A 20,488-nucleotide genomic window follows, 5' to 3' on the forward strand; every position below is an offset into this window, starting at 1 on the left:
ACGGAGACTCAGCACACCTGGCCCCCGTTGTCGTTGACCGGGCAGGCGACCCTGGCGGCGCACGTCCGGCAGCCGTCGTTCACCTTCGCCACGAACACGTTCCTCGCCATCCCCGCCGCGACGGTCTCGACCAGTTCCTCGGCCCATTTCGGCTCGGGATCGTCCCGCAGCGCGCCCTGCGCCTGTTCCTTGGCCGCGCCCGTCACACCGGCCGCCTTGCCGACCTGGACGAGCGAGGCGCCCCCCGGCTCGACGAGGCCGTGCCGCTTGAACGCCCCGAGCAGCGTGGCGAGCTGGTACACCCCGAGCTGCGGATGCCGGTCGAGCTCGTCGTCCTTCGGTTTGGAGGCGCCGGTCTTGATGTCGATGATGACGGCGCGGCCGTCGCCGTCGCGTTCCACCCGGTCGACGCGGCCCCTGATGTGCACGCCCTCGGCGACCACCGCCGTGAACGCCTCCTCCTGGGCGACGAGCTCGCGCGGGTTCTCCTCGTGCCACCGTACGAACCGCTCGACCATCTGCTCGGCGACCTTGCGCTGCTTGCGGTTGAACCAGACGCCGCCGAAGTCGAACTGCTCCCAGACGTCGTCGAGCCGCGCGACCAGGTCCACGCCGTCCTCAGCCGCCAGCACGGCTATCGCGTGGATGACCGACCCGAGGCTCTGAGTCACGCTGGAGTTGCCCGCGCCCACCGCGGTCTCCAGCACCCACCGCAGCCCGCACTTGGTGAAGTTCTCCACGGCCGAGGGCGAGATGCGCACGATGTCGTCGGGCCAGCCCAGAGGCCGGTCGTCGGAGAGCGGCGTCATCGCATACCACTCCCGCGGGCTCGCGCCGGGCACCCCCGCACGCGCCAGCCGGGCGAGGTGCCCGGCCGCGTCGCGGCGGAGCGATTCCGGCTTGGTCGCGTCGCACACGGCCGCCCGCAGGTCCGCCACCAGAGCGGACATGTTCAGCCAGCGGGCGCGGTCGTCGACGGTCGCCTCCTCGACCCCTCCGGGCAGCAGCTCGGTGAGGAATCGCGACGGGCGCTCGTCGGTGTCCTCGCCGCCCACGGCGGTGACCACCAGCTTGCGCCGCGCCCGGGTCGTCGCGACGTAGAACAGCCGCCGCTCCTCGGCCAGCAGCTTGGAGGACAGGGCGGCCGCCGTCGCCTGGGTGCTGTCGAGGGCGATCCCGGCCGACAACTCGACGAGCTCCTCGGCGCCGAGGAGCGACCCCCTCAACCTCAGGTCGGGCCAGACCCCCTCCTGCACGCCGGCGATCACCACCACGTCCCATTCCAGGCCCTTGGACCGGTGCGCCGTGAGGATCCGTACGGCGTCGCCCTCCGGGGCCTGCTCGGCGAGGGAGTCGCCGGCGATCTCCTGGGAGGTCAGGTCGTCGAGGAACACCTCGATGCCGGCCTTGGGCAGCCGGTCGGTGAAGCGGGCCGCGTGGTCGAACAGGGCGACGACGCCGTCGAGGTCCCGGTCCGCCTGAACGCCCCTCGACCCTCCGGACAGGCTGGTCTCGGTCCACCGCTCCGCGAGGCCGCTGGCCTGCCAGACGTCCCAGAGCACGTCCTCCGCGCCGTGGCCGTGCCGTACGGCGTCGCGGGCGATCTTCAGGAGCTTCGCGACCCGTTCGGCGGGCGCGCCCACATGCGGCTCGACATTGACGAGCTCGCGGGCGTCCCTGAGCGCGGCGACGAGCATCTCGTCGGACGACCTGGCCGTGAACGGCAGGGCCGGCTGCCCCTCCTCGGCGGCCGCCTCCGACGCGGACGCGGCCTCGTGCTCGGCGACCCGCAGGGCCCGGCGCAACCGGCGGACACCGATCATGTCGGTGCCGCCCAGCGCCCCGGTCAGCAGCTCCTCCGCGGTCGCGACGTCGAGGGACGACGAGTGCACGGCGACCTTCAGCAACGTGATCAGCGGTCGCACTCCCGGCTCCTGGACCAGCGGCAGCTCGTCACCGGCCACGATGACGGGCACGCCCGCCGTGATGAGCGCCCGCCGCAGCAGAGGAAGCTGCCGGGCGGCGCTGCGGACGAGGACGGCCATCGAGGACCACGGCACGCCGTCGAGGAGATGGGCCCGGCGGAGGGTGTCGGCCACCACGGCGGCCTCCTGGCTGTCGCTGTCGGCGAGCAGCACCGAGACCTCGCCCGGCTCGGCGTCGGCGAGCGGCGCGAGCGCACGGTGGCGGCCCGCGGGCAGGCGGGAGGCGACGCGGCGGGACGCCTCCAGCAACTCGGGGCCGCTCCTGCGGCAGACGCCGAGCGCGATGACCGGGGCCTCGCCGCCGCCCGCCGTGCGGAACCTCTCCGGGAATCGCAGGATCCCCTGCACGTCGGCGCCGCGGAAGCCGTAGATCGACTGGTCGGGGTCCCCCACCGCGATCAGGTCGCGCCCGTCCCCGGCGAGTTGCTGGAGCAGGAACTCCTGTGCCGGATCGGTGTCCTGGTATTCGTCCACGAGCACGACGTCGTAGGCGTCCCGCTCGCGTCTCCTGACCTCGCCGTCGGTCAGCAGCCCCGCGGCCTCGCGGATCAGCTCCGCGTAGTCCATCGACGGCACGGGATCGAGGTCGAAGCGGTCCTGGTAGCGGTAGGAGAACCGGCCCGCCGCCTCCCAGTCGGCCCTGCCGTGCGCGCGCCCGAGGTCGATCAGCGCGTCGCCGTCCAGCCCGCGCTCGGCCGCCCGGGACAGGAAGTCACGCAGTTCCTCGGCGAACCCCCGGGTCTTGAGAAGCTCTCGCATCCGGTCCGGCCAGCGCTCGGCTCCGTCCTCCAGCTCACCGTGGAGGAGTCTGCGGATCTCCAGGAGCTGTTCCGGTCCGGTCAGCAGGCGCGGAGGCGGCTCGCCGGCGAGCACGGCCTCACGGCGCAGCAGAGCGTAGGCGTAGCTGTGGAAGGTCAGGGCGAGCGGGGTCCTCGTGGTCCTGCGCATCCGTCCGGTGATGCGCTCGCGCAGCTCACCGGCGGCCTTGCGGCTGAAGGTGAGGACCAGGACCCGTTCCGGATCCACGCCGCGCCGCTCGATGCGGTCGACGACGGTCTCCACGATGGTGGTGGTCTTGCCGGTGCCCGGTCCGGCCAGCACGAGCAGGGGGCCGCTCTCGTGCTCGACGACGGCCCTCTGGTGCTCGTCCAGGACGGGGGCGGAACGGCTCACCCCGCCCCGGCGCACCAAACGGTATTTCTGACCACTCACAGCTCAGAATTCCATCAGAACACTGGGATAGATCGTGCCCGCTTGACCAGTACAGCGCGACGTGGTCGCGATCAGCCGCACGACACGCCGGACATGACCGGCGGATATGGGACATCCCAGGCGGCCCACGTGAGCCTCACCACTCTCACGCAAGCCACACCCTTTGGCGTGATCATGCACAGGTTCGAAATCATGCCCCGTGACCTGCCCAAACCCTCCACGTGATCATGCACACATTCGTTTATGCACGCCATGACCAGCGGAAACGCCATCCGTGATCATGCACAAAGCCCAGCCGTCACGAGAGGGGCGCGGCCGTGTCTGGACTGAGGAGTGAGTGGGAAGCGAGGAACGATCGACCCCGAACGACGAGGGCTGTGTTCATGGCGCGCCTCCGGCACGACCGACGGCCTCTAAGGCGCCCCGAGTCCGCCTCGCCGGAGGCGAGGCAGTCAAACACCGTCCCAGCGAGCTCTGCGCATGTCCGCCCGGGTACCTCTGAGGGGGGTGCCCTCCTCGCGCCACCGGGCGAGGCACTCGCTCTCCAGGCCGGGCGCGGCCGAACCGTCGGCTCTGATCACACGCCACCAGGGAACGGCACCGCCCCAGGTCGACATGACCCGGCCCACCTGCCGCGGCCCGCCCTCACCGAGGTATTCCGCCACGTCCCCATAGGACATGACCCGGCCTTTCGGGATGCGTTCGACCAGGTCGAGCACTCTCTCGGCGTACGGCGGGGGCTCACCGCGCCGTCGGCTCAGGTGCTCCATTCGGTGGGCCCGGCGGCGACGATCTCCTCGAGCTTCCCGAACTCGTACGTCGCGGAGCCGTTGACCTGCTCGACGACGCCGTTCCTGAGCCCGTAGGTCTCGCCGTCCTCGCCGACGAGCCATCCGCCGAGCATGTCGGCGACGCGGGCCAGCTGGGCCACCTGCCAGTCCGATCCCGGCCTACCGGCCAGCCGTCCCGACCAGGTCGCGATGTGATGCGCGGAGTCACCGTGCCACGCGACCAGCTCGCCGGCCTCCGGTGTCCCGCGCAGCTCGAATCCGGCGCCGGCCGAGATCACGCTCGCGAGTTCGGCGTAGGCGAGCGGTGCTGCACGCTCCACGCGCAACTCGTACCCCATGAGGCATGGACCTTAGCGAAACTTGACGTCGCCCTGTCGTCGAAATCCGAAACGCCGCCAAATGGCGGCCAACATGTGATCACCTGCGGCTGAGGACGACGATCGCGCCGCAGAACCCGCCCAGGCCGACGAGGGCGGCGATTGCGTAGATCCAGAGCCTAACCGGATCGGGCCCCGGGCGCATGGGCGCTTCGGACAACGGTCCCTTCCCGAAGTGGAGATCGTCCCGCACGGGGGCCGCCTGGGCGTATCCCGCCAGTTCGGCCGCCTTGGCCACGGCCGCTCCCGCGTCGACCTCACCGAATCCCACTTTGTCGTCATAGCCGGCGCTCGGACTGGGGTGCGAGGTCGAGCTGAGCGCCCGCGACACGAGTTCGGGCGCCATATTCGGATATTTCGCCTTTATCAGCGCGGCTGTCCCCGCCACCAGCGCGCTCGACGCGCCGGTCCCCGACACCGTGCCGTGCTTGCCCCCGGTCAGGACCGCGGGCACGTCGGCCCCCGGAGCGGAGACGAGGACCGACAGGTTGTCGCTGCTGGAGGTGGTCTTGCGGCCCTGCCTGTCGACTCCCGCAACGCCGATGACACCGGGATAGCCCGCGGGGAACCGCCAGTAGGAGGTGCCCGTCTGCTGGGTGTACGCCGACTGGCCCCCGTCCCCCGCCGCCGCGACCAGGACGATCCCGCGCGACAGCGCGTAGGAGACCGCCTCGCGGTCCGCCCGGTCGATGCCGTAGCCCGCGATCGGGATGCAGATGACCGTGGCCCCGTGGTTGGCGGCGTACCGGATGCCGCGCGCCAGGGGGCTGTCCTGAGCCCCGCCGACCCCGGCCTGAGGATCGGCCGCGACCAGCTCAGGCTCGCCGGTCGCGACCCTGATGGACAGGATCCGCGCCTCCGGCGCCACACCGGACAGGCCGCCGCTTCCGGCGATCAGCGACGCCGCGGCGGTGACGTCACCCGTGGACGTGTCCGGGGAGTCGTCGAAGAGCTCCCCCGACAGATCGGGCCCCTGCGTGATCCTTCCCTGGAGTTCGGACACCTCGGCGTCCACCTGCTCGTCGCCCAGCAGGGCCACGGTCACACCGGCGCCCTTGGTGACCTTCCACGCCTCCTCGGCGTTGATCGCGTCCAGCGCCCAGCGCTCCTCACCCGCCCCCGGCCTCGACTCGGCGTGCGCCGCATGGGACGGCCCCGCGGCCAGCAGAGCGCCCGCGACGGCGGCGCACAGCGCGATCGGCTTCAGCACACGTTCCCCTGGGTGCATCGCGGGACGTCGGGCGGCTCGCCCAGGGATCGCGCGATGCGTCCGGCGATCGACTCGGCCGTCGGCCACATCTCGCTGTTCAACTGCTCCTCCATGGGGACGGAGTCGCGGGTCCTGCCATCGGTGTACCCGACGGCGGAGAAGACGATGTACGGCCCCGCCCCCACCCATCCGGTCCGCTGCCGCTGGGCGGCGCCGAACATGTCGGTCACCGTCCCGGGGAAGGCCACGGGCCGGATGCCCACCCGGTCGTCCACGGGCAGCTTGGTGGCGGCGTCCAGCCGGGCGTCCTCGTCCTTCAGGACGGCGACGCCCACGGTGATGGCGAACGTCGACGTCTGGTCGACGTAGGTGGCCCGCAGCATCGTCCGGCAGCCCTGCTCGCGCAGGACCGAGGCGACGGGCGAGTCGACCGTCGTGGCGCAGACCTCCTCGGGGGCCACGCCGACTCGGTGGGCGTACTGCTGGGCCCGGCCGAGACCGTTGTACGGAAGCTCCTCGGGGAAGACCATCCCGACCGGCCAGGCGTGCCACCGCCTGGCGACGTCCTGCGCGGCGTACTGGGCCCGTTCCTCGTCGGTGAGGGGACGCGAGCGCGTCTCCTGGATCAGCCCGACCGAGCCCAGCAGGATGTCGAGGGCTCCGACGGCGAGCACCACGCCCATCAACGTCAGGAAGAGGGAGCGGAACCTGAGGCCCCGCTTGAGCTCCGCCTGTTCCCTCGCGGCCTGGGCCGCCATCGCCCGTCTCCCTGACGCGGGCCAGCGACGCGCTCGTGCCCGGCCGGCGGACGAGCCCAGGGGCAGTCCACGCCGACCACCGGGCGGTGTCCTGGGCTCCTCGGGCGGCATGATTCGATGCTACGTCGGAAGACCCGGGGGCTGAGGAGGCGACATGGCGAGATCGTCGTGTTCCTCCCGTCGTGCCCGACGGAGGAGGAGGATCAGCACGATCAGGCTGGCGGCCGCGCTGACCAGCCCCGCGAGGGCGATGCCGCCGGAGATGGCGATCGTCCGCTGGTCGCGGCGCACCTTCACGGCGGCGGGCGTGTCGTGGGCGCCCTTCCCGACGGCGCGGGCCGGATCCTGCACTCCGGGGCCCGACGCGGTGGCCCGGTGGCGGGCCAGGGTGTTCGCGACGGTCAGGGCGCGATAGGCGTCGACGACGCCGAAGCCGGTTCCCGTGTTGTAGGCCGACTTCCTGGCCGGCGACGAACTCAGCGCCTGGGCCACGAGAGCGGGGGACATCGCCGGGTGGCGCGACTTGATCAGCGCCGCCACTCCCGAGACCAGCGCGGTGGCCTGCGAGGTGCCCCGGCCCACCCAGTACTCGTCGCCGGGGCCCGCGCCCAGGACGTCGACGCCGGGCGCCGCCACGAGCACGGAGGAGTTCCGGTTGGAGAACGAGGCGCGGATCAGGGCCGGCGTCACGGCGGCCACCGAGATCACGCCGGGGATCGCGGCCGGGTAGGAGTACGGCGCGGTCCGCTTGCCCGTGCCGTCGTTGCCCGCCGCCGCGACCAGGACGACGCCCTTGGAGATCGCGTAGCGGATGGCCTCCCGCTCGGCCTCCGTGGGCCGGTCCTTGGAGATCGACAGGTTGATCACGTCCGCCCCGTGGTCCACGGCGTACCGGATCCCCTTGGCGACCACTCCCGCGTACCGCGGGTCGGAGTTGAACTTCCGGAAGCCCGCCTCCTCGTCCTCAAGGATCACCCGGACGGAGAGGATCTTCGCCTGCGGCGCGACCCCCATGACGCCGTCGGCCGCTCCCGGGCCGTGCCCGTGGCCCGCGATCAGTGAGGCCATGTAGGTGCCGTGCAGGCGCACCTCCGCGGTTCCGCGCGGGGTCGCGCCGGCGGTGAAGTCCTTGCCGGTGATCACCGATCCGGCCAGGTCGTGATGCCGGGCGTCCACGCCGGAGTCGAGCACAGCGACCGTGACCCCCCGCCCCTTGGTGACCTTCCACGCGTGCTCGACGTCGAGCGTCCGCAACACCGACTGCTGGCTCGTACGGACCGTGTCCGCGAGAGCCGTACCGGTCGTTCCGGGGAGCAGCAGCGCCGCGGCCGTGAGGGTCGTGACGACTCCGAGCGCCAGGCGTCTCAGCATGGCGCCTCCTTGCCCCCGCATTCGAGAGGTGACGGGACGGTGAGAGCGTCGGCGACGCCCTCGGAGAGGTCGTCCGTGAACGAGAACATCGCCGGACGCTGCTTGCCCAGCGCGCGGGCGGGACGCCCGTCCACCTGGCCCACCGTGGTCAGGACGATGTACGGCCCGGCCTGCCGCAGAGTGGCCGCCTGGCGGGCGGCGGCGGTGAACCGGTCGGTCACGGTGCCGTCGAAGGCCAGGGCGCGCAGGCCCGGGGACGGTTTCTCCTGCTGGGGCAGCGCCGCCTCGGCGGCGTCCGCCGACCGGGCGTCGGGAAAGGCCGCGACGCCGATCGTGACGACCATGCCCTGGAGGGCGTCCAGATACGTCGCCCGCAGGATCGCCTTGCATCCCGCGGTCCGGACGGGCGCCTGGAGCGCGGCGTCGACGGCGCCCTTGCAGTCGGTCTTCGACGAGATGCCGACCCGGCTGGCCTTCTCCTCGCCGCCCTGTTCGCCCGTGTAGGTGAGGGTCGGGGGGAAGATCCGGCCGGCGGGCCACGTCTGCCAGCGGTCGGCGACCTCGGTCGCCGCGGCCTGCCGCACCTCGGCCGCGCTGGGACCCCGGGTGAGTTCGGCGGCCGCCGAACTGGCCGCGACACCGGCGACGACCGCGCAGACCAGGGTGAGCACGGAGGCGACCACGAGAGCCGGCCAGGTCCGCCACTCACTCACCGGGGTCTCCGCTCCCTCGCTGCGGGTTTACCAAGCGACCTTAGCCCCACCAAGGGCGTCTATCTCCCCAAATACCCCGGAAAGTACTTGACGCTATGGAAAGCGGAAAGTACTTTCCATGATGGAAAGGTAATGATGTGACGTCTCGAGGAGCCCCCGTGAACGCCGACGAAGCCGCACGGAGTCTCGCGACGATCCGGGACACGCAGACCAGGGCCGTGAGATCACAGCCCTGGTTCCCGACGTGGTACGCGATCGGCGTCTCGCTGTTCGTGACCGGCATGCAGATCGTGACCGAACCCGGCGTCCCCGGCCCGCTGACCGGCGGCGTGGCCGTCCTGCTCTGCGCGGCGCTCGGCGCCATGGTCGCCGTGCTCGTCAAGACCCGCCGGATGACCGCCCACCGCAGCCTGCTGCCGCGCGGCGGGTTCGCCGTGCTCGGGGCGTGGCTCGCCGCCTGCTTCGCCCTCTGCCTCATCCTGGCCCTGCGCTGGCACGCCGACGAGATCGCCTACGCTCGGACGTACGCCGCGCTCGTCATGACGGCATTCGTGGCGGCGACCGGCCCCCTGGTGTCGCGGGGGATCTCCCGGATGATCGCTCGCAAGATCGAGAAAGGGGCGTGATGGAGCTCGATCCCGTGATCCACGCCCCCACCCGGCTGCAGATCGTGTCGGTGCTGGCGGCGGCCGAGGAGGCCGAGTTCGGTTTCGTGCGGGACACGCTCGGCATCAGCGACTCGGTGCTCTCCAAGCACGCGAGCGCCCTGGAGACCGCCGGATATGTGCGCATCCGCAAGGGATACGTCGGCAAGCGGCCCAAGACCTGGTTCAGCCTCACCGAGCAGGGCCGCTCGGCGTTCGCCGACTACGTGCGGAACCTGCAGAAGATCGTCTCACCGAGCGGGCTGACGGTCCTGCCCGGCTGACCGCCCACGATCACGGCGATGTCCGGGAACACCCGTACGGCCGCCGCCCCGCTCAGCGAGGGCGACGGCCGTACGTCAGCCGATCAGCGAATGCCCGTCAGTAGGTCGGCAGGCTGGGGTCGATGGTCTTGATCCAGCTCAGGACGCCGCCGCCGACGTGGACGGCGTCGGAGAAGCCGGCGCTCTTGAGGACCGCCAGGACCTCCGCGGAACGGCCACCCGACTTGCAGTGCACGACGATCTTCTTGTCCTGCGGCAGGCCCTCCAGCGCGGATCCGTTCAGGAACTCGCCCTTGGGGATCAGCACGGCGCCGGGGATGTTGACGATCTCGTACTCGTTCTGCTCCCGGACGTCGATCAGGTAGATGTCGTCGCCCCGGTCCTGCATGTCCTTGAGCTCCGCCGCCGTGATGGTCGAGCCCGCGGCGGCCTGCTGCGCCTCGTCGGAGACCGTGCCGCAGAACGCCTCGTAGTCGATCAGCTCGGTGATCGAGGGGTTCTTGCCGCACAGCGGGCACTCCGGGTCCTTGCGGACCTTGACGTCGCGGTACTTCATCTCCAGCGCGTCATAGATCATCAGGCGGCCGACGAGAGGGTCGCCGATGCCGGTGATGAGCTTGATGGCCTCGTTGACCTGGATGGAGCCGATCGAGGCGCACAGCACCCCGAGGACGCCGCCCTCGGCGCAGCTCGGCACCATGCCGGGAGGCGGGGGCTCCGGGTAGAGGCAGCGGTAGCAGGGGCCGTGCTCGGACCAGAACACGCTCGCCTGGCCGTCGAAGCGGTAGATCGAGCCCCAGACGTACGGCTTGTTGAGGAGGACGGCCGCGTCGTTCACCATGTAGCGGGTGGCGAAGTTGTCCGTCCCGTCCACGATCAGGTCGTAGCCCGAGAAGATGTCCATCACGTTGTCCGTCGTGAGGGCCACGTTGTGGATCACCACGTTGACGTTCGGGTTGACCTCGCGGACGCTGGCCGCGGCCGACTCCGCCTTGAGGCGGCCGACGTCGGACTGGCCATGGATGATCTGGCGCTGCAGGTTCGACTCGTCCACGATGTCGAAGTCGACGATGCCGAGGGTTCCCACCCCGGCCGCGGCGAGGTACAGCAGGGCGGGTGAGCCCAGACCGCCCGCGCCCACACACAGGACCTTGGCGTTCTTGAGCCGCTTCTGCCCCGCCATGCCCACGTCAGGGATGATCAGGTGGCGTGAGTAGCGGCGCACCTCGTCGACGGTCAGCTCAGCTGCCGGCTCTACCAGCGGTGGCAACGACACAGTTCCACTCCCGTTTTCGCGCCAATGGTCGCGCTCGGCTCCATGGGCCCATCACAAGCTCTTCTCACAACCTAACCGGGGTATCCCGCATTCCCCAATCACGCTGATCGCGCGGCGGACATCCGTGGAGTGGCCGTCTCGGCGATGAGCCGGCGCGCCTCCCTGGCGACGGCTTCGGGGAACTCCATCTGGGCGACGTGCGCCGCGTTCGCGAGCGTGACGAGCCGGACGTCCGGGAACACACGGCCCGCGCGCAGGGCCATCCTGGCGTCGACGAGCCGGTCTCGGCGGCCGTAGATGACGAGCGTGGGGGCCGTGACCTGGGCGGCCTGCCGCCACAGGTTGCCTGGCCCGACGCGGAAGTACTCGTTCACGATCGCCCGGGCGCAGCCGACCATGGCCGCCGCCGCGTACGGCAGGCCGTCGCGGCGGCGCAACTCCTCCTCCGCCTCACGGAGACGCTGGGGATGGACCCGGCTCCCGTCGGCGTAACACCAGCTGAGGGTCGCTCGGACGCGCCGGTCGGCGGGGACGCCGTTGAGCTTCCTGATCGCGATCTCGCCCAGGCGCGGTGCGGCCGACATGGCCACGCGGGCCGGGCCGAACCGGGGCAGCAGGTCGGGCAGGGCCGGAGAGATCAGCGTCAGCGACCTGACGAGGTCGGGCCGCGTCGCGGCCACCCGGACGGAGACCGCCCCGCCCATGGAGTTGCCGAACAGGTGGACCGGCCTGCCGACGTGCTCGATCACCTTCGCCACCACGCTCGCGTGGCCGTCCACCGAGTAGTCGCCGTCCGGGGGCTCGGGCGAATAGCCGGCTCCCGGCAGGTCGAGGGCGTGTCCCCTGACGTCGCCCGCGAGTTCGCCCATGAGATCGGTCCAGTTGGTGGCCGAGCCGGCCAGGCCGTGCACGAACACCGCGGCCTCTCCGGGGCCCTCGGGTGTGGATCTCACGTGGACCCGCGTATCGCCCATCTCGATGAGCTCTCCCGGCCACGACGGAATCGGCTCGACACCCACGCGTCCTCCCCTGTTCGCCTTCTGTTTCGACGATAGCCCCCTGCCGTACGGCCTTGCCATGGGTCGCGCCCACGCTCGGACGGCCCGCGGCCCGCCGTCATTAACCGGGAACAAAGCCGTGAATATCGCTCATATTGGGACATTCTAAATCCGACATAAATGACATTTCCGATGAAAATGATCAGAAATAGTTCAACGTCGTCAATAAAGAGATAAGCAGATGGCAAAAGCCGCCGATCGCCGTTTGTCGCTCCGCTGACGCGGAAAACAAGACAATGCAGGGAAGACCCACTAAGGGTCGCCAGAAGAACATTTTCCAAGCTATTTGGACAATGTCAGCGCATAGGACGTAAGTCCTTTCAAGGGGGAAACGAAATGCCCAACTTCAAGAGCCTCGTGGGAGTTCTCGCCATCAGCACCGCGCTGACCGGCGGGGCTGTCGCCCTCGGTACCGCTGTCACCGCCGGCACCGCGAACGCCACCACCGTCATGGGCTGCGGCGGCGGCTGCGGCGGCGGCGGCTGGGGCCGTGGCCACCGGAACCACAACCGCAACTGGAACCGGAACCACCAGTGGCAGCACGAGCGTCAGCACCAGCACCAGCGCCAGTACCTGCTGCGCGACTTCACCCTGGTCGTGACGCCCTTCCAGAAGAGCGACAACGACGCCACCCCGTGGCAGAAGCAGGACACCGACTCCAAGTCGGAGGCTGAGGCCGAGAACGAGAAGAAGTACTACGGCCCGGGCACGGGCACGGCCGCTCCGGTCGCGCCCTCCATCGGCTAGTACGTCGCCGATTCGCGCGGACGTCCTGACCGGATGGTCACGGACGTGAGCATCGAATGAAAACCATGCCCGTGCTCGCCGGCCGTACGGCTCACCCGTCCGGGGGACGCCATGCCGACGGGCACGGGCATCTTCGGAAAACTCGCGATCGTCACGCGGATTTCCTCGGCGCACATTCACCGGCGGCCGTCCGCGATTCGGCGCCCGCATTCCACTTCCTGTTCTCCCTCGCCGAGGCGATTTCACAACGACGTGGAGCCGCCTTCGTGTGGGAAACGCATAAATCAAAGGGAAAAGCACATGTCCAAGCTCAGCAACATCATGGGCGTTCTCGCCGCCGGCGTCGCGCTGTCGGGCGGGGCACTCGCCCTCGGCGCCACCTCCGCGAGCGCGTCCGTCGTCATGGGCGGCGTTCCCGCTCCGGCCCCGGCTCCGGTTTCGGTCTCGCGGCCCGTCTGCCACAAGTCGGTGTGCGTCCGCGAGGGAAGTCACCACAACCGCAACCACAACTGGAACCACAACCGTCAGCGTCAGCACGCGCGTCAGTTCGAGTTCCAGCGCCAGTACCTCATGCGCGACTTCTCGCTGATCGTGACGCCGTTCCAGTCGTCCGAGAACGAGGCCACGCCCTGGCAGAAGTCGGACACCGACTCGCACTCCGAGGCTGAGGCCGAGGACTGATACAGGCCCATCGCGTCCTGATCCAGGTCTGAGAGGTGCGGGTGCGTGCTCGCCACGGCTTCATCCGGGGCGGGAGTCGCTCAGCCGAGAATGCCGTGCTCGCTGACATCGCGGTTCCAGGAATCACGGTCACTGAGCGAGCACAGGCATCTCCCTGACGTCCGCGCACCATGACGCCCCTCGGGGCGCAGCAATGGGTCAGGCAATCACACGAAAGGGAAAGAGATATGTCCAAGATCGCCAACCTCGTCGGGATCCTCGCCGTCAGCACCGCGCTGACCGGTGGGGCCGTCGCGCTCGGCACCGCTGTCACCAGCACGTCCGCGAGCGCCACCACCATCACGGGCTGCGGCGGCGGCGGCTGCGGCGGCTCCGGCTGGGGCCGCGGGCACCGCAACCACAACCGCAACTGGAACAAGAACCGCGAGTGGCAGCACGCGCGTGAGCACCAGCACCAGCGTCAGCACCTGCTGCGTGACTTCTCGCTGATCATCACCCCTTTCCAGAAGTCGGACAACCAGGCCATCCCGCAGCAGAAGCAGGACACCGACTCCAAGTCCAAGGCGGAGGCGGAGGGGTACGGCAGGACGCCCGCTCCGGTCGTCACCGTGACGGTCACCGCCACTCCGTAACCCGTTTGTCCGACGCACATCCAGTAGTCAGTCAGTCCCGCGCCGGCGGGGACATCGCGGTTCTGCTGAACCTCGGCCGGCCGGTGAAAACGAAAACCAGGAGAGGACACGACGGCCGGCACGGCCGTACGTGACCGCATGGATCTGGAACCGCAATCCAGGTGCCTTCTGTCCGCAACGCCTTCCTGGCCGTGTCATACGGCCCAGGGAGTGCATTCCATATCCGACACCGAGCGAGGGCTCCGCGGCATCGTCCGCGGAGCCCTCCTCCATTTCTCCGCCGCGCCCGTTCCCCCGGCCCTCATCTTCTCCGCCGCGCCCGTTCCCCCGGCCCTAATCTTCTCCGCCGCGACCGTCCCCCGGCCCTCATCTTCTCCGTCGCACCCGCTCGCGCGGGCCTCGCCTTCTTCCCCTGCGCCCGCTCCGTCGGCCCCCATCCCACCTGTCATCGCGATCCGAATCGGACATATAAGACATATCCACCGCTATTAGTCTAAGACCGTTCACAGCTAGCCAATAAGCACTTAAAAGCACCAGAACGTCGTTTGTAGGGTGCCAATGCTGGAAATCTAGACAGCGCAGGACGATAGCCTCTTAGGGGGCTGTCAGCGACATTCATTCTCGTTTCAGAAATTGTCGCGATTAGGGCAACCGATCCTTTCAAGGGGGACACCCAATGCCCAAGCTCAAGAACGTCATGGCCGGTCTTGCCATCAGCACGGCGCTCGCCGGCGGTGCCATCGCTATGGGCGCCACCTCCGCGAGCGCCGCCACCACCGGCTGGGACCACGAGAACCGCTTCCAGGACGAGGACTGCACCAACTTCACCGTCGGTGCCAACAACGCCTTCGTCCACTTCTCGGAGTTCGACAAGGACTGCAAGCGGTTCCACTGGGGTCGCTAGACCGAGCGCGTTTCGGAGCGGGCTTCGGCGACGGGACTGACGAGCCGGTGAGCGGCACACCCCTGTTCGCCCGGATAATTTGATATCCACTCATGTATAGCGGTGAAACGACGGCCTCACTGACGCGGCCTCGCGGAACGGCTTTCAATCGAATATCCGAGCTCGATCTCAGGCACACACAGAGGCGAGGGCTCCGGTGGATGACCAATCCATCGGAGCCCTCGCTTTTCGCGCGTCCGGCTCCTCCGGAAAGCCCGCCCGCCGCTCAGGACGGGCCAGGCGGACAGAGAAGCCGCTCAGGTCCTGGAATGCCATGAGAGCTGCACCGATGCCCCAGCGAGCCACTCAGGCCCGCGCACCGTTTCACCTGTCTCCCACCTCCACGCACCCAGGGGGACGGTACAGGCGGAGCCCATTCAGCCGGCTTCGCCGAATCGGACATATCATGACAAAAACGTCATTAATGGTCTATGCTCGGTTATAAAGAGACAATAAGCAATCAAAAGCGCACGATCGTCGTTTGTGACCCGACTCTTCCGGCAATTAACTCAGCGCGGGAAAGATAGTCCATTAGGGGCTATCGGGTGCATTTTCTCTTTCATTGAAAAATGCGCCGATTAAGGGCAATCGAATCCTTTCAAGGGGGACACGCAATGCCCAAGTACAAGAACGTCATCGCAGGGCTCGCGATCAGCACGGCGCTGACCGGTGGGGCCGTCGCGCTCGGCGCTGCCACCACCACCACGACCGCCAGCGCGGCCACTGTCTCCAGCTGGGGCGGCGGCGGCGGCTGCGGCGGCGGCTTCTGGCGCAGCAGCCACCGCCGCTGCGGTGGCGGCGGCTGCCACCGCGGCTGGTCGCGTGGCTGCCACAACCGGTTCCGCTCCACCTGGCGCAACAACGAGCACCGCCAGCTGAACAACATCAACGTTCGCAACTCGGACGCCGACGTCGTCGTCGGCTGACCGCGCAGCCCGTCGCGATGAGCTCCGCGCCCCGAACTGAGGAGTGGGGAGACCGGAGTGCCCGGAGACACGGGCACCAGGCCTCATGACGCATCGACCTTTCATGGGCCGCCCCTCAGCGGAAACTGGAGCCCGTTCTCCAGGGGCGTAGAGGCGAGGGCTCCGGTGGATCACTTCCACCGGAGCCCTCACAGCGAGACATCACAGACGGACATGACGACGAGACATCAGAGCGGCTCAAGCCGATCGGCGGGTCCTCCGCTTCGCGGGCGCCTTCTCCTCCGCCTTCTCCGCGGCTTTCTCCTCCGCCTTCCCCGACGCCTTCCTCTTGGCGGCGGGCGCCTCCCGGCCTCCCTCCCGCTCCTTCTTCGCGGCCTCGACGCTGGCGCGCAGCGCGGCCATCAGGTCGACGGCGGGCCCCGTCTCGGACGGAACCTCTGCGGCGACGACCTCCTTGCCCTCGATCTTGGCCTCGATGACCTGCTGGAGCGCCTCGCGATAGGCGTCCCGATACTCACCCGGGTCGAAGTCGGCGACCATGGTCTCGATCAGGGACTCGGCCATCTTGAGCTCCTGAGGCCGGATGTCGACGTCCTCCTCCAGGAACGGGAACTCGACCTCTCGCACCTCGTCCGGCCAGAGCATCGTCTCCAGCACGAAGATGCCGTCACGGACCCGGAGCGTCGCGAGCGCCTCCCGCTGACGCAGCGCCACCTTCACGATCGCCACCTGGCCGGACCGCTCCAGGGCGTCGCGCAGCAACACGTACGGCTTGGCCCCCTGGGCGTCGGGCTCGAGGTAGTAGGACTTGGCGAAGTAGATGGGGTCGATCTGGTCGGCGGGGCTGAACTGCAGGACGTCGATCCGCCGCGAGGTGGTCAGCGGCAGGTCGGCGAAGTCCTCGTCGGTCAGCACCACGATCTCGCCCGTGGCCAGTTCGTATCCCTTGGCGATGTCGGCGTACGGCACCTCCTCGCCGTCCACGGTGCAGACCCGCCGGTACTTGATGCGCCCGCCGTCCGTCCGATGCACCTGGTGGAAGGTGACGTCCTTCTGCTCGGTCGCCGAGTACAACTTCACTGGGATGGTGACCAGTCCGAACGAGATGGCGCCTTTCCAGATGCTGCGCATAACCACATTCTCGTCTCTGTGTTCGAATACCACCATGGGGGGATTCAAGGGACTTACCTCATGGGCAGGTACCCACTATGGCAATGCCGTATCCGGTCGAGCCCATGCTCGCGGTCGCCGGCGACCTCCCCCTCGATCGTTCCGCGTACGCCCTGGAGGTGAAGTGGGACGGCATCCGGGCGATCGTCTACGTCGACGGCGGTGTCCGTGCCACCGGCCGAAAGGGCACCGACTGCACCTCCCGCTACCCCGAGATCGCGCGGGTCGTCGCCCCCCTGGCGGGCCGAAGCGCCGTACTCGACGGCGAGGTCGTCGCCTTCGACGCCCTCGGACGGCCCAGCTTCGAGCTGCTCCAGCGGCGCATGCACGTGGCCGACCCCGCGGCCGCCGGGCTCCTCAGCCTCGTGCCCGTCACCTACATGCCCTTCGACCTGCTCTATCTGGACGGCCACGCGCTGTTCGACCTGCCCTACCGTGACCGCAGGGAACTGCTGGACACGCTCGGGCTGGAGGCCCCGCCGTACCTTCCCTGCGACCCCGACGTGCTGGAGGCCACCCGCCTGCAGGGGCTCGAAGGCGTCGTGGCCAAGCGGCTCGACTCGCCGTACCGGCCGGGGCGGCGGACGGACTGGTGGGTGAAGGTCAAGAACCTCGACACCGCGGACGTCGTGATCGGCGGCTGGCGCCCCGGCAAGGGCCGCCGCGCGGGCGGCGTCGGCTCGCTGCTCCTCGGCATGTACGGAGGACCGGCGCCGGGGCCCTCGGAGTTCCTGTTCGTCGGCCATGTCGGCACCGGGTTCACCGATGCGATGCTGGATGACGTGCATCAGCTGCTGACACCCCTCGAAATCAGGCAGAGCGCCTTCTCCGCGCTGCTTCCGCGGGAGATCAGCAGGGACGCACACTGGGTCAGGCCCGAGCTCGTCGGCGAGGTCGCCTTCACGATGTGGACGCACGAGGGGCGCCTGCGCCACCCCGTGTGGCGCGGCATCAGGGCGGACAAGGTGCCCGCGGACGTACGGCGAGAGGAGCAGGGGTGACGGAGAAGGTGCTGGTGCGGGTCGACGGCCGGGAGCTTTCCCTGAGCAACCTGACCAAGGTCCTCTATCCCGCAGGCGGCTTCACCAAGGCCGAGGTCATCGACTACTACACCCGGATCGCCCCGGTCATGCTCCCTCGTCTCCGCGGCCGGCCCCTGACCGTGAAGCGTTTCCCCAACGGAGTCGAGCGCCAGTCGTTCTTCGAGAAGAACGCCCCCGCGCACACCCCGAAGTGGGTCCGCAAGGTCACGCTTCCCGTGCCGGGCAGCACGATGAACCGCGAGAAGATCGACTTCGCGGTCGTCGACGATCTGCCGACGCTGGTCTACTACGCGAACCTCGCGGCCATCGAGTTCCACGTCCCGATGTGGCGGGTGGGCGGAGACGGAGATCCGCTGCCACCTGACACTCTCGTGTTCGATCTCGACCCCGGGGCCCCGGCCACGATCGTCGAGTGCTGCCGGGTCGCCGTCCTGCTCCGCGACGAACTCGAGCGGGACGGCCTGGAATGTCTCCCCAAGACCAGTGGGAACAAGGGCATGCAGCTCTACGCACGCTGGGATCGCGGCCCGGGCACCGCCGACTACGCCAAGGCGCTCGCCCAACGCCTGGAGAGCGCCCACCCTCTGGTGACGAGCGTGATGGCCCGCAAGGTCCGCCCCGGCCGCGTATTCATCGACTGGAGCCAGAACAACCCGGCCAAGACCACGGTGGCGCCCTACTCGATGCGCGCGAACCGCCTCCCCACCGTGTCGACGCCGCTCCTGTGGGACGAGGTCGAAAAGTGCGACGAGCCCGATCAGCTGATGTTCACGGCCCCGGAGGTCCTGGCCCGGGTGGAGGAACACGGCGACCTGTTCGGGCCCTCCGGCTCCGCGCCGTAGTGTGGGAGCTGTCGCAGCAGGCCCCTCGAACGAGAGGACGTGCACATGTCCGAGATGGACTCGCTCGACGACGTCGCCGAGCTCTCGATCGAGGCTCCGGAAGCGGACGCCGTGGAGCAGCACCAGTTGGCCCGGTCGTCCGGGGACGACCGCTGGCCCGAGCACGTCCCGTTCGACGCCGACCCCGCGGACGTCGCGGAACAGGAGCGCACGGTGGACGTCGGCGACGATGAGGAATATCGCTGACCTGGCCACCCGCCCCGTAGGATGGGACGCTGGGGCGGCGAGCCCCTCGTATCAAGGAGACTGCCGTGACCACACCCCCGGATGCCAAGCCCCGGGGCACCCGGCTGCCCCGCTTGGCCCGCCGCCGCCAGCTGTTGAGCGCCGCTCAGGAAGTCTTCGTGGAGAACGGCTACCACGCGGCCGCGATGGACGAGATCGCCGAGCGCGCCGGCGTCAGCAAGCCGGTCCTCTACCAGCACTTCCCGGGCAAGCTCGAGCTTTACCTCGCTCTGCTCGACCTGCACGTCGACGACGTGGTGAGCCGCTGCCGGGACGCGCTGGCCTCCACCACCGACAACAAGCAGCGGGTGCAGGCGGCCATCGGGGCGTTCTTCGACTTCGTCTCCAGCCAGGGTGAGGCCTTCCGGCTCGTCTTCGAGTCCGACCTGCGCAACGCCGCCCCGGTGCGCCAGCGCATCGAGCGCTCGCTGCGGGAGAGCGCCGAGGCGATCAGCCAGGTCATCCAGGAGGACACCGGCTGCTCCAGCGACGAGGCCCACCTGCTGGGCGTCGGCCTGGTCGGCATGGCCGAGGTCAGCGCCCGCTACTGGCTCACGAGCCAGGGCTCGATCCCCAAGGAGGCGGCCACCCAGCTGATGGCCCGTCTCGCCTGGCGCGGCATCAGCGGCTTCCCCCGCACCGGCTGACGGCGAATTCCTGTTCGCTTGACGCGATCAAAGGGCTCGGCGCGCCGCGAGGCGACGACGATGGGTACCACAAGCCCTCTCGAAAGGGGAGCCCGATGGAAATCAAGATCGGCGTACAGTCGGTGCACCGAGAGATCATTGTCGAGACCGACCTGTCGGCCGACCAGATCGAGGAGGAGCTCCGCAGGGCGCTCGCCGCGGACAAAGGCGTGTTCTCACTGACCGACACCAAGGGCCGCCGGGTGGTCGTCCCCGTCCAGTCGCTCGGATTCGTCGAGATCGGCGAAGACGAGACGCGGCCCGTCGGCTTCGGCGGAACCCTGTGACCCGTCGGCCCCCGGTGACCGACGTAACCATTTGATCAGCGCGACGCGCGACTAACGGCCCTCGGCATGGGCCGCCAGGCGGTCCAGGATGAGACTCCACCCCGCGGTGTAGCTGCCGGGATAGCGGCGGGCGAGGTCGGGCGAGAGGCGTTCCCAGCCACGGTGCTCCAGCTCCACACGGGTCAGTGCGGGGCCGAGCGCCAGGAATCGCAGCTCGACCTCGGTCACCGCCCCGTCGGGCGACAGCCGCCGCTCCGGCGCGCCGTGCTCGTAGCGGGTGGACTCCCAGGTCATGGCGAACCGTTCCGGCGGTTCCCAGGCCAGGACCTTCCCCCAGGAGCACTCCGTGCCGTCCGCGTCCGTCTCGTACACCCGGCCGCCGACGTGCCGCTCGACGGTGACGGAGACGACCTCGGCGGTCCCCAGCGAGTGGGACGACGTCGGCCACCACTGCCCGATCTCGCGGACGAAGACGTCGAAGACATGATCGCGATCGCTGCGGACCATGACGGACTTGTGAATCGGGGGGACGATCTCGGGCCCGGTTCCCTGCTCAGCTCCGGCCAT

At 69.3% G+C, this 20,488-nt stretch carries 23 protein-coding genes; 12 read left to right on the forward strand and 11 right to left on the reverse strand.

The window, feature by feature from the left end; genetic code table 11:
- Positions 1-8: 8 nt before the first annotated feature.
- The 7 genes from Pmi06nite_RS15205 to Pmi06nite_RS15235 all read right to left on the reverse strand — a co-directional run bounded on the left by Pmi06nite_RS15205 (position 9) and on the right by Pmi06nite_RS15235 (position 8,417).
- Positions 9-3,197, reverse strand: a complete 3,189-nt coding sequence (locus Pmi06nite_RS15205) for an ATP-dependent helicase (protein ID WP_203953634.1) — start codon at positions 3,195-3,197, stop codon at positions 9-11.
- Positions 3,198-3,649: 452 nt separating this feature from the next.
- Positions 3,650-3,967: an MGMT family protein gene (locus Pmi06nite_RS15210; protein ID WP_203953635.1), complete on the reverse strand. Its 318-nt coding sequence runs from the start codon at positions 3,965-3,967 to the stop codon at positions 3,650-3,652.
- A complete protein-coding gene (locus Pmi06nite_RS15215) occupies positions 3,955-4,326 on the reverse strand; it encodes a hypothetical protein (RefSeq protein ID WP_203953636.1) in 372 nt (123 codons plus the stop codon). Before Pmi06nite_RS15215 ends, Pmi06nite_RS15210 begins: the two co-directional genes overlap by 13 nt.
- A gap of 79 nt (positions 4,327-4,405) precedes the next feature.
- Positions 4,406-5,575, reverse strand: coding sequence for a S8 family serine peptidase (locus Pmi06nite_RS15220; protein ID WP_239113919.1), 1,170 nt, complete (start codon positions 5,573-5,575; stop codon positions 4,406-4,408).
- Positions 5,569-6,333, reverse strand: a complete 765-nt coding sequence (locus Pmi06nite_RS15225) for a hypothetical protein (protein ID WP_239113920.1) — start codon at positions 6,331-6,333, stop codon at positions 5,569-5,571. Before Pmi06nite_RS15225 ends, Pmi06nite_RS15220 begins: the two co-directional genes overlap by 7 nt.
- 120 nt (positions 6,334-6,453) lie before the next feature.
- Positions 6,454-7,704: a S8 family serine peptidase gene (locus tag Pmi06nite_RS15230; RefSeq protein ID WP_203953639.1), complete on the reverse strand. Its 1,251-nt coding sequence runs from the start codon at positions 7,702-7,704 to the stop codon at positions 6,454-6,456.
- Positions 7,698-8,417: a hypothetical protein gene (locus Pmi06nite_RS15235; protein WP_239113921.1), complete on the reverse strand. Its 720-nt coding sequence runs from the start codon at positions 8,415-8,417 to the stop codon at positions 7,698-7,700. Before Pmi06nite_RS15235 ends, Pmi06nite_RS15230 begins: the two co-directional genes overlap by 7 nt.
- Before the next feature lie 158 nt (positions 8,418-8,575).
- Here Pmi06nite_RS15235 and Pmi06nite_RS15240 point away from each other — a divergent pair, with 158 nt between their 5' ends.
- Entirely contained in the window at positions 8,576-9,043 is a 468-nt protein-coding gene (locus Pmi06nite_RS15240; protein ID WP_203953640.1) for a hypothetical protein, read from the forward strand.
- Positions 9,043-9,345 (forward strand): winged helix-turn-helix domain-containing protein, encoded by a 303-nt coding sequence (locus Pmi06nite_RS15245; protein WP_203953641.1) that lies wholly within the window; start codon positions 9,043-9,045, stop codon positions 9,343-9,345. Before Pmi06nite_RS15240 ends, Pmi06nite_RS15245 begins: the two co-directional genes overlap by 1 nt.
- Positions 9,346-9,442: 97 nt before the next feature.
- On the opposite strand, the gene moeZ is transcribed toward Pmi06nite_RS15245, so the two are convergent.
- Complete coding sequence (gene moeZ / locus Pmi06nite_RS15250) at positions 9,443-10,621, reverse strand: adenylyltransferase/sulfurtransferase MoeZ (protein WP_203953642.1); 1,179 nt, start codon at positions 10,619-10,621, stop codon at positions 9,443-9,445.
- Between the two features lie 98 nt (positions 10,622-10,719).
- Positions 10,720-11,640, reverse strand: a complete 921-nt coding sequence (locus Pmi06nite_RS15255) for an alpha/beta fold hydrolase (protein WP_239113922.1) — start codon at positions 11,638-11,640, stop codon at positions 10,720-10,722.
- A 375-nt stretch (positions 11,641-12,015) separates the two neighbouring features.
- Here Pmi06nite_RS15255 and Pmi06nite_RS15260 point away from each other — a divergent pair, with 375 nt between their 5' ends.
- The 5 genes from Pmi06nite_RS15260 to Pmi06nite_RS15280 all read left to right on the forward strand — a co-directional run bounded on the left by Pmi06nite_RS15260 (position 12,016) and on the right by Pmi06nite_RS15280 (position 15,608).
- Complete coding sequence (locus tag Pmi06nite_RS15260; RefSeq protein ID WP_203953644.1) at positions 12,016-12,426, forward strand: hypothetical protein; 411 nt, start codon at positions 12,016-12,018, stop codon at positions 12,424-12,426.
- 300 nt (positions 12,427-12,726) lie between these two features.
- Positions 12,727-13,107, forward strand: a complete 381-nt coding sequence (locus Pmi06nite_RS15265) for a hypothetical protein (protein ID WP_203953645.1) — start codon at positions 12,727-12,729, stop codon at positions 13,105-13,107.
- A 227-nt stretch (positions 13,108-13,334) separates the two neighbouring features.
- Complete coding sequence (locus Pmi06nite_RS15270) at positions 13,335-13,739, forward strand: hypothetical protein (protein WP_203953646.1); 405 nt, start codon at positions 13,335-13,337, stop codon at positions 13,737-13,739.
- A 676-nt stretch (positions 13,740-14,415) separates the two neighbouring features.
- A complete protein-coding gene (locus Pmi06nite_RS15275) occupies positions 14,416-14,643 on the forward strand; it encodes a hypothetical protein (protein ID WP_203953647.1) in 228 nt (75 codons plus the stop codon).
- Between the two features lie 653 nt (positions 14,644-15,296).
- Positions 15,297-15,608, forward strand: coding sequence for a hypothetical protein (locus Pmi06nite_RS15280; protein WP_203953648.1), 312 nt, complete (start codon positions 15,297-15,299; stop codon positions 15,606-15,608).
- A 237-nt stretch (positions 15,609-15,845) separates the two neighbouring features.
- Here the strand turns inward: Pmi06nite_RS15280 and ku are convergent, their stop codons facing one another.
- Positions 15,846-16,739, reverse strand: a complete 894-nt coding sequence (gene ku, locus Pmi06nite_RS15285) for a non-homologous end joining protein Ku (protein ID WP_203953649.1) — start codon at positions 16,737-16,739, stop codon at positions 15,846-15,848.
- A gap of 77 nt (positions 16,740-16,816) precedes the next feature.
- On the opposite strand from ku, the gene ligD (Pmi06nite_RS15290) reads away from it, so the two are divergent.
- The 5 genes from ligD (Pmi06nite_RS15290) (at position 16,817) to Pmi06nite_RS15310 (ending at position 19,921) form a co-directional block, all read left to right on the forward strand.
- Positions 16,817-17,779 (forward strand): non-homologous end-joining DNA ligase, encoded by a 963-nt coding sequence (gene ligD / locus Pmi06nite_RS15290; protein ID WP_203953650.1) that lies wholly within the window; start codon positions 16,817-16,819, stop codon positions 17,777-17,779.
- On the forward strand, positions 17,776-18,663 hold the full coding sequence (gene ligD / locus Pmi06nite_RS15295; RefSeq protein ID WP_203953651.1) for a non-homologous end-joining DNA ligase: 888 nt from the start codon (positions 17,776-17,778) through the stop codon (positions 18,661-18,663). Before ligD (Pmi06nite_RS15290) ends, ligD (Pmi06nite_RS15295) begins: the two co-directional genes overlap by 4 nt.
- 45 nt (positions 18,664-18,708) lie before the next feature.
- A complete protein-coding gene (locus Pmi06nite_RS15300) occupies positions 18,709-18,909 on the forward strand; it encodes an Rv3202a family protein (RefSeq protein WP_203953652.1) in 201 nt (66 codons plus the stop codon).
- Between the two features lie 65 nt (positions 18,910-18,974).
- Positions 18,975-19,595 (forward strand): TetR/AcrR family transcriptional regulator, encoded by a 621-nt coding sequence (locus tag Pmi06nite_RS15305; RefSeq protein WP_203953653.1) that lies wholly within the window; start codon positions 18,975-18,977, stop codon positions 19,593-19,595.
- A 95-nt stretch (positions 19,596-19,690) separates the two neighbouring features.
- On the forward strand, positions 19,691-19,921 hold the full coding sequence (locus tag Pmi06nite_RS15310; RefSeq protein WP_203953654.1) for a DUF3107 domain-containing protein: 231 nt from the start codon (positions 19,691-19,693) through the stop codon (positions 19,919-19,921).
- Positions 19,922-19,972: 51 nt separating this feature from the next.
- Here Pmi06nite_RS15310 and Pmi06nite_RS15315 read toward each other — a convergent pair whose 3' ends face one another.
- Positions 19,973-20,488: an SRPBCC family protein gene (locus Pmi06nite_RS15315; RefSeq protein ID WP_203953655.1), complete on the reverse strand. Its 516-nt coding sequence runs from the start codon at positions 20,486-20,488 to the stop codon at positions 19,973-19,975.

Origin of the sequence: Planotetraspora mira (assembly GCF_016863275.1) — a bacterium.
In the GTDB taxonomy this organism is placed as follows: Bacteria; Actinomycetota; Actinomycetes; order Streptosporangiales; family Streptosporangiaceae; genus Planotetraspora; species Planotetraspora mira.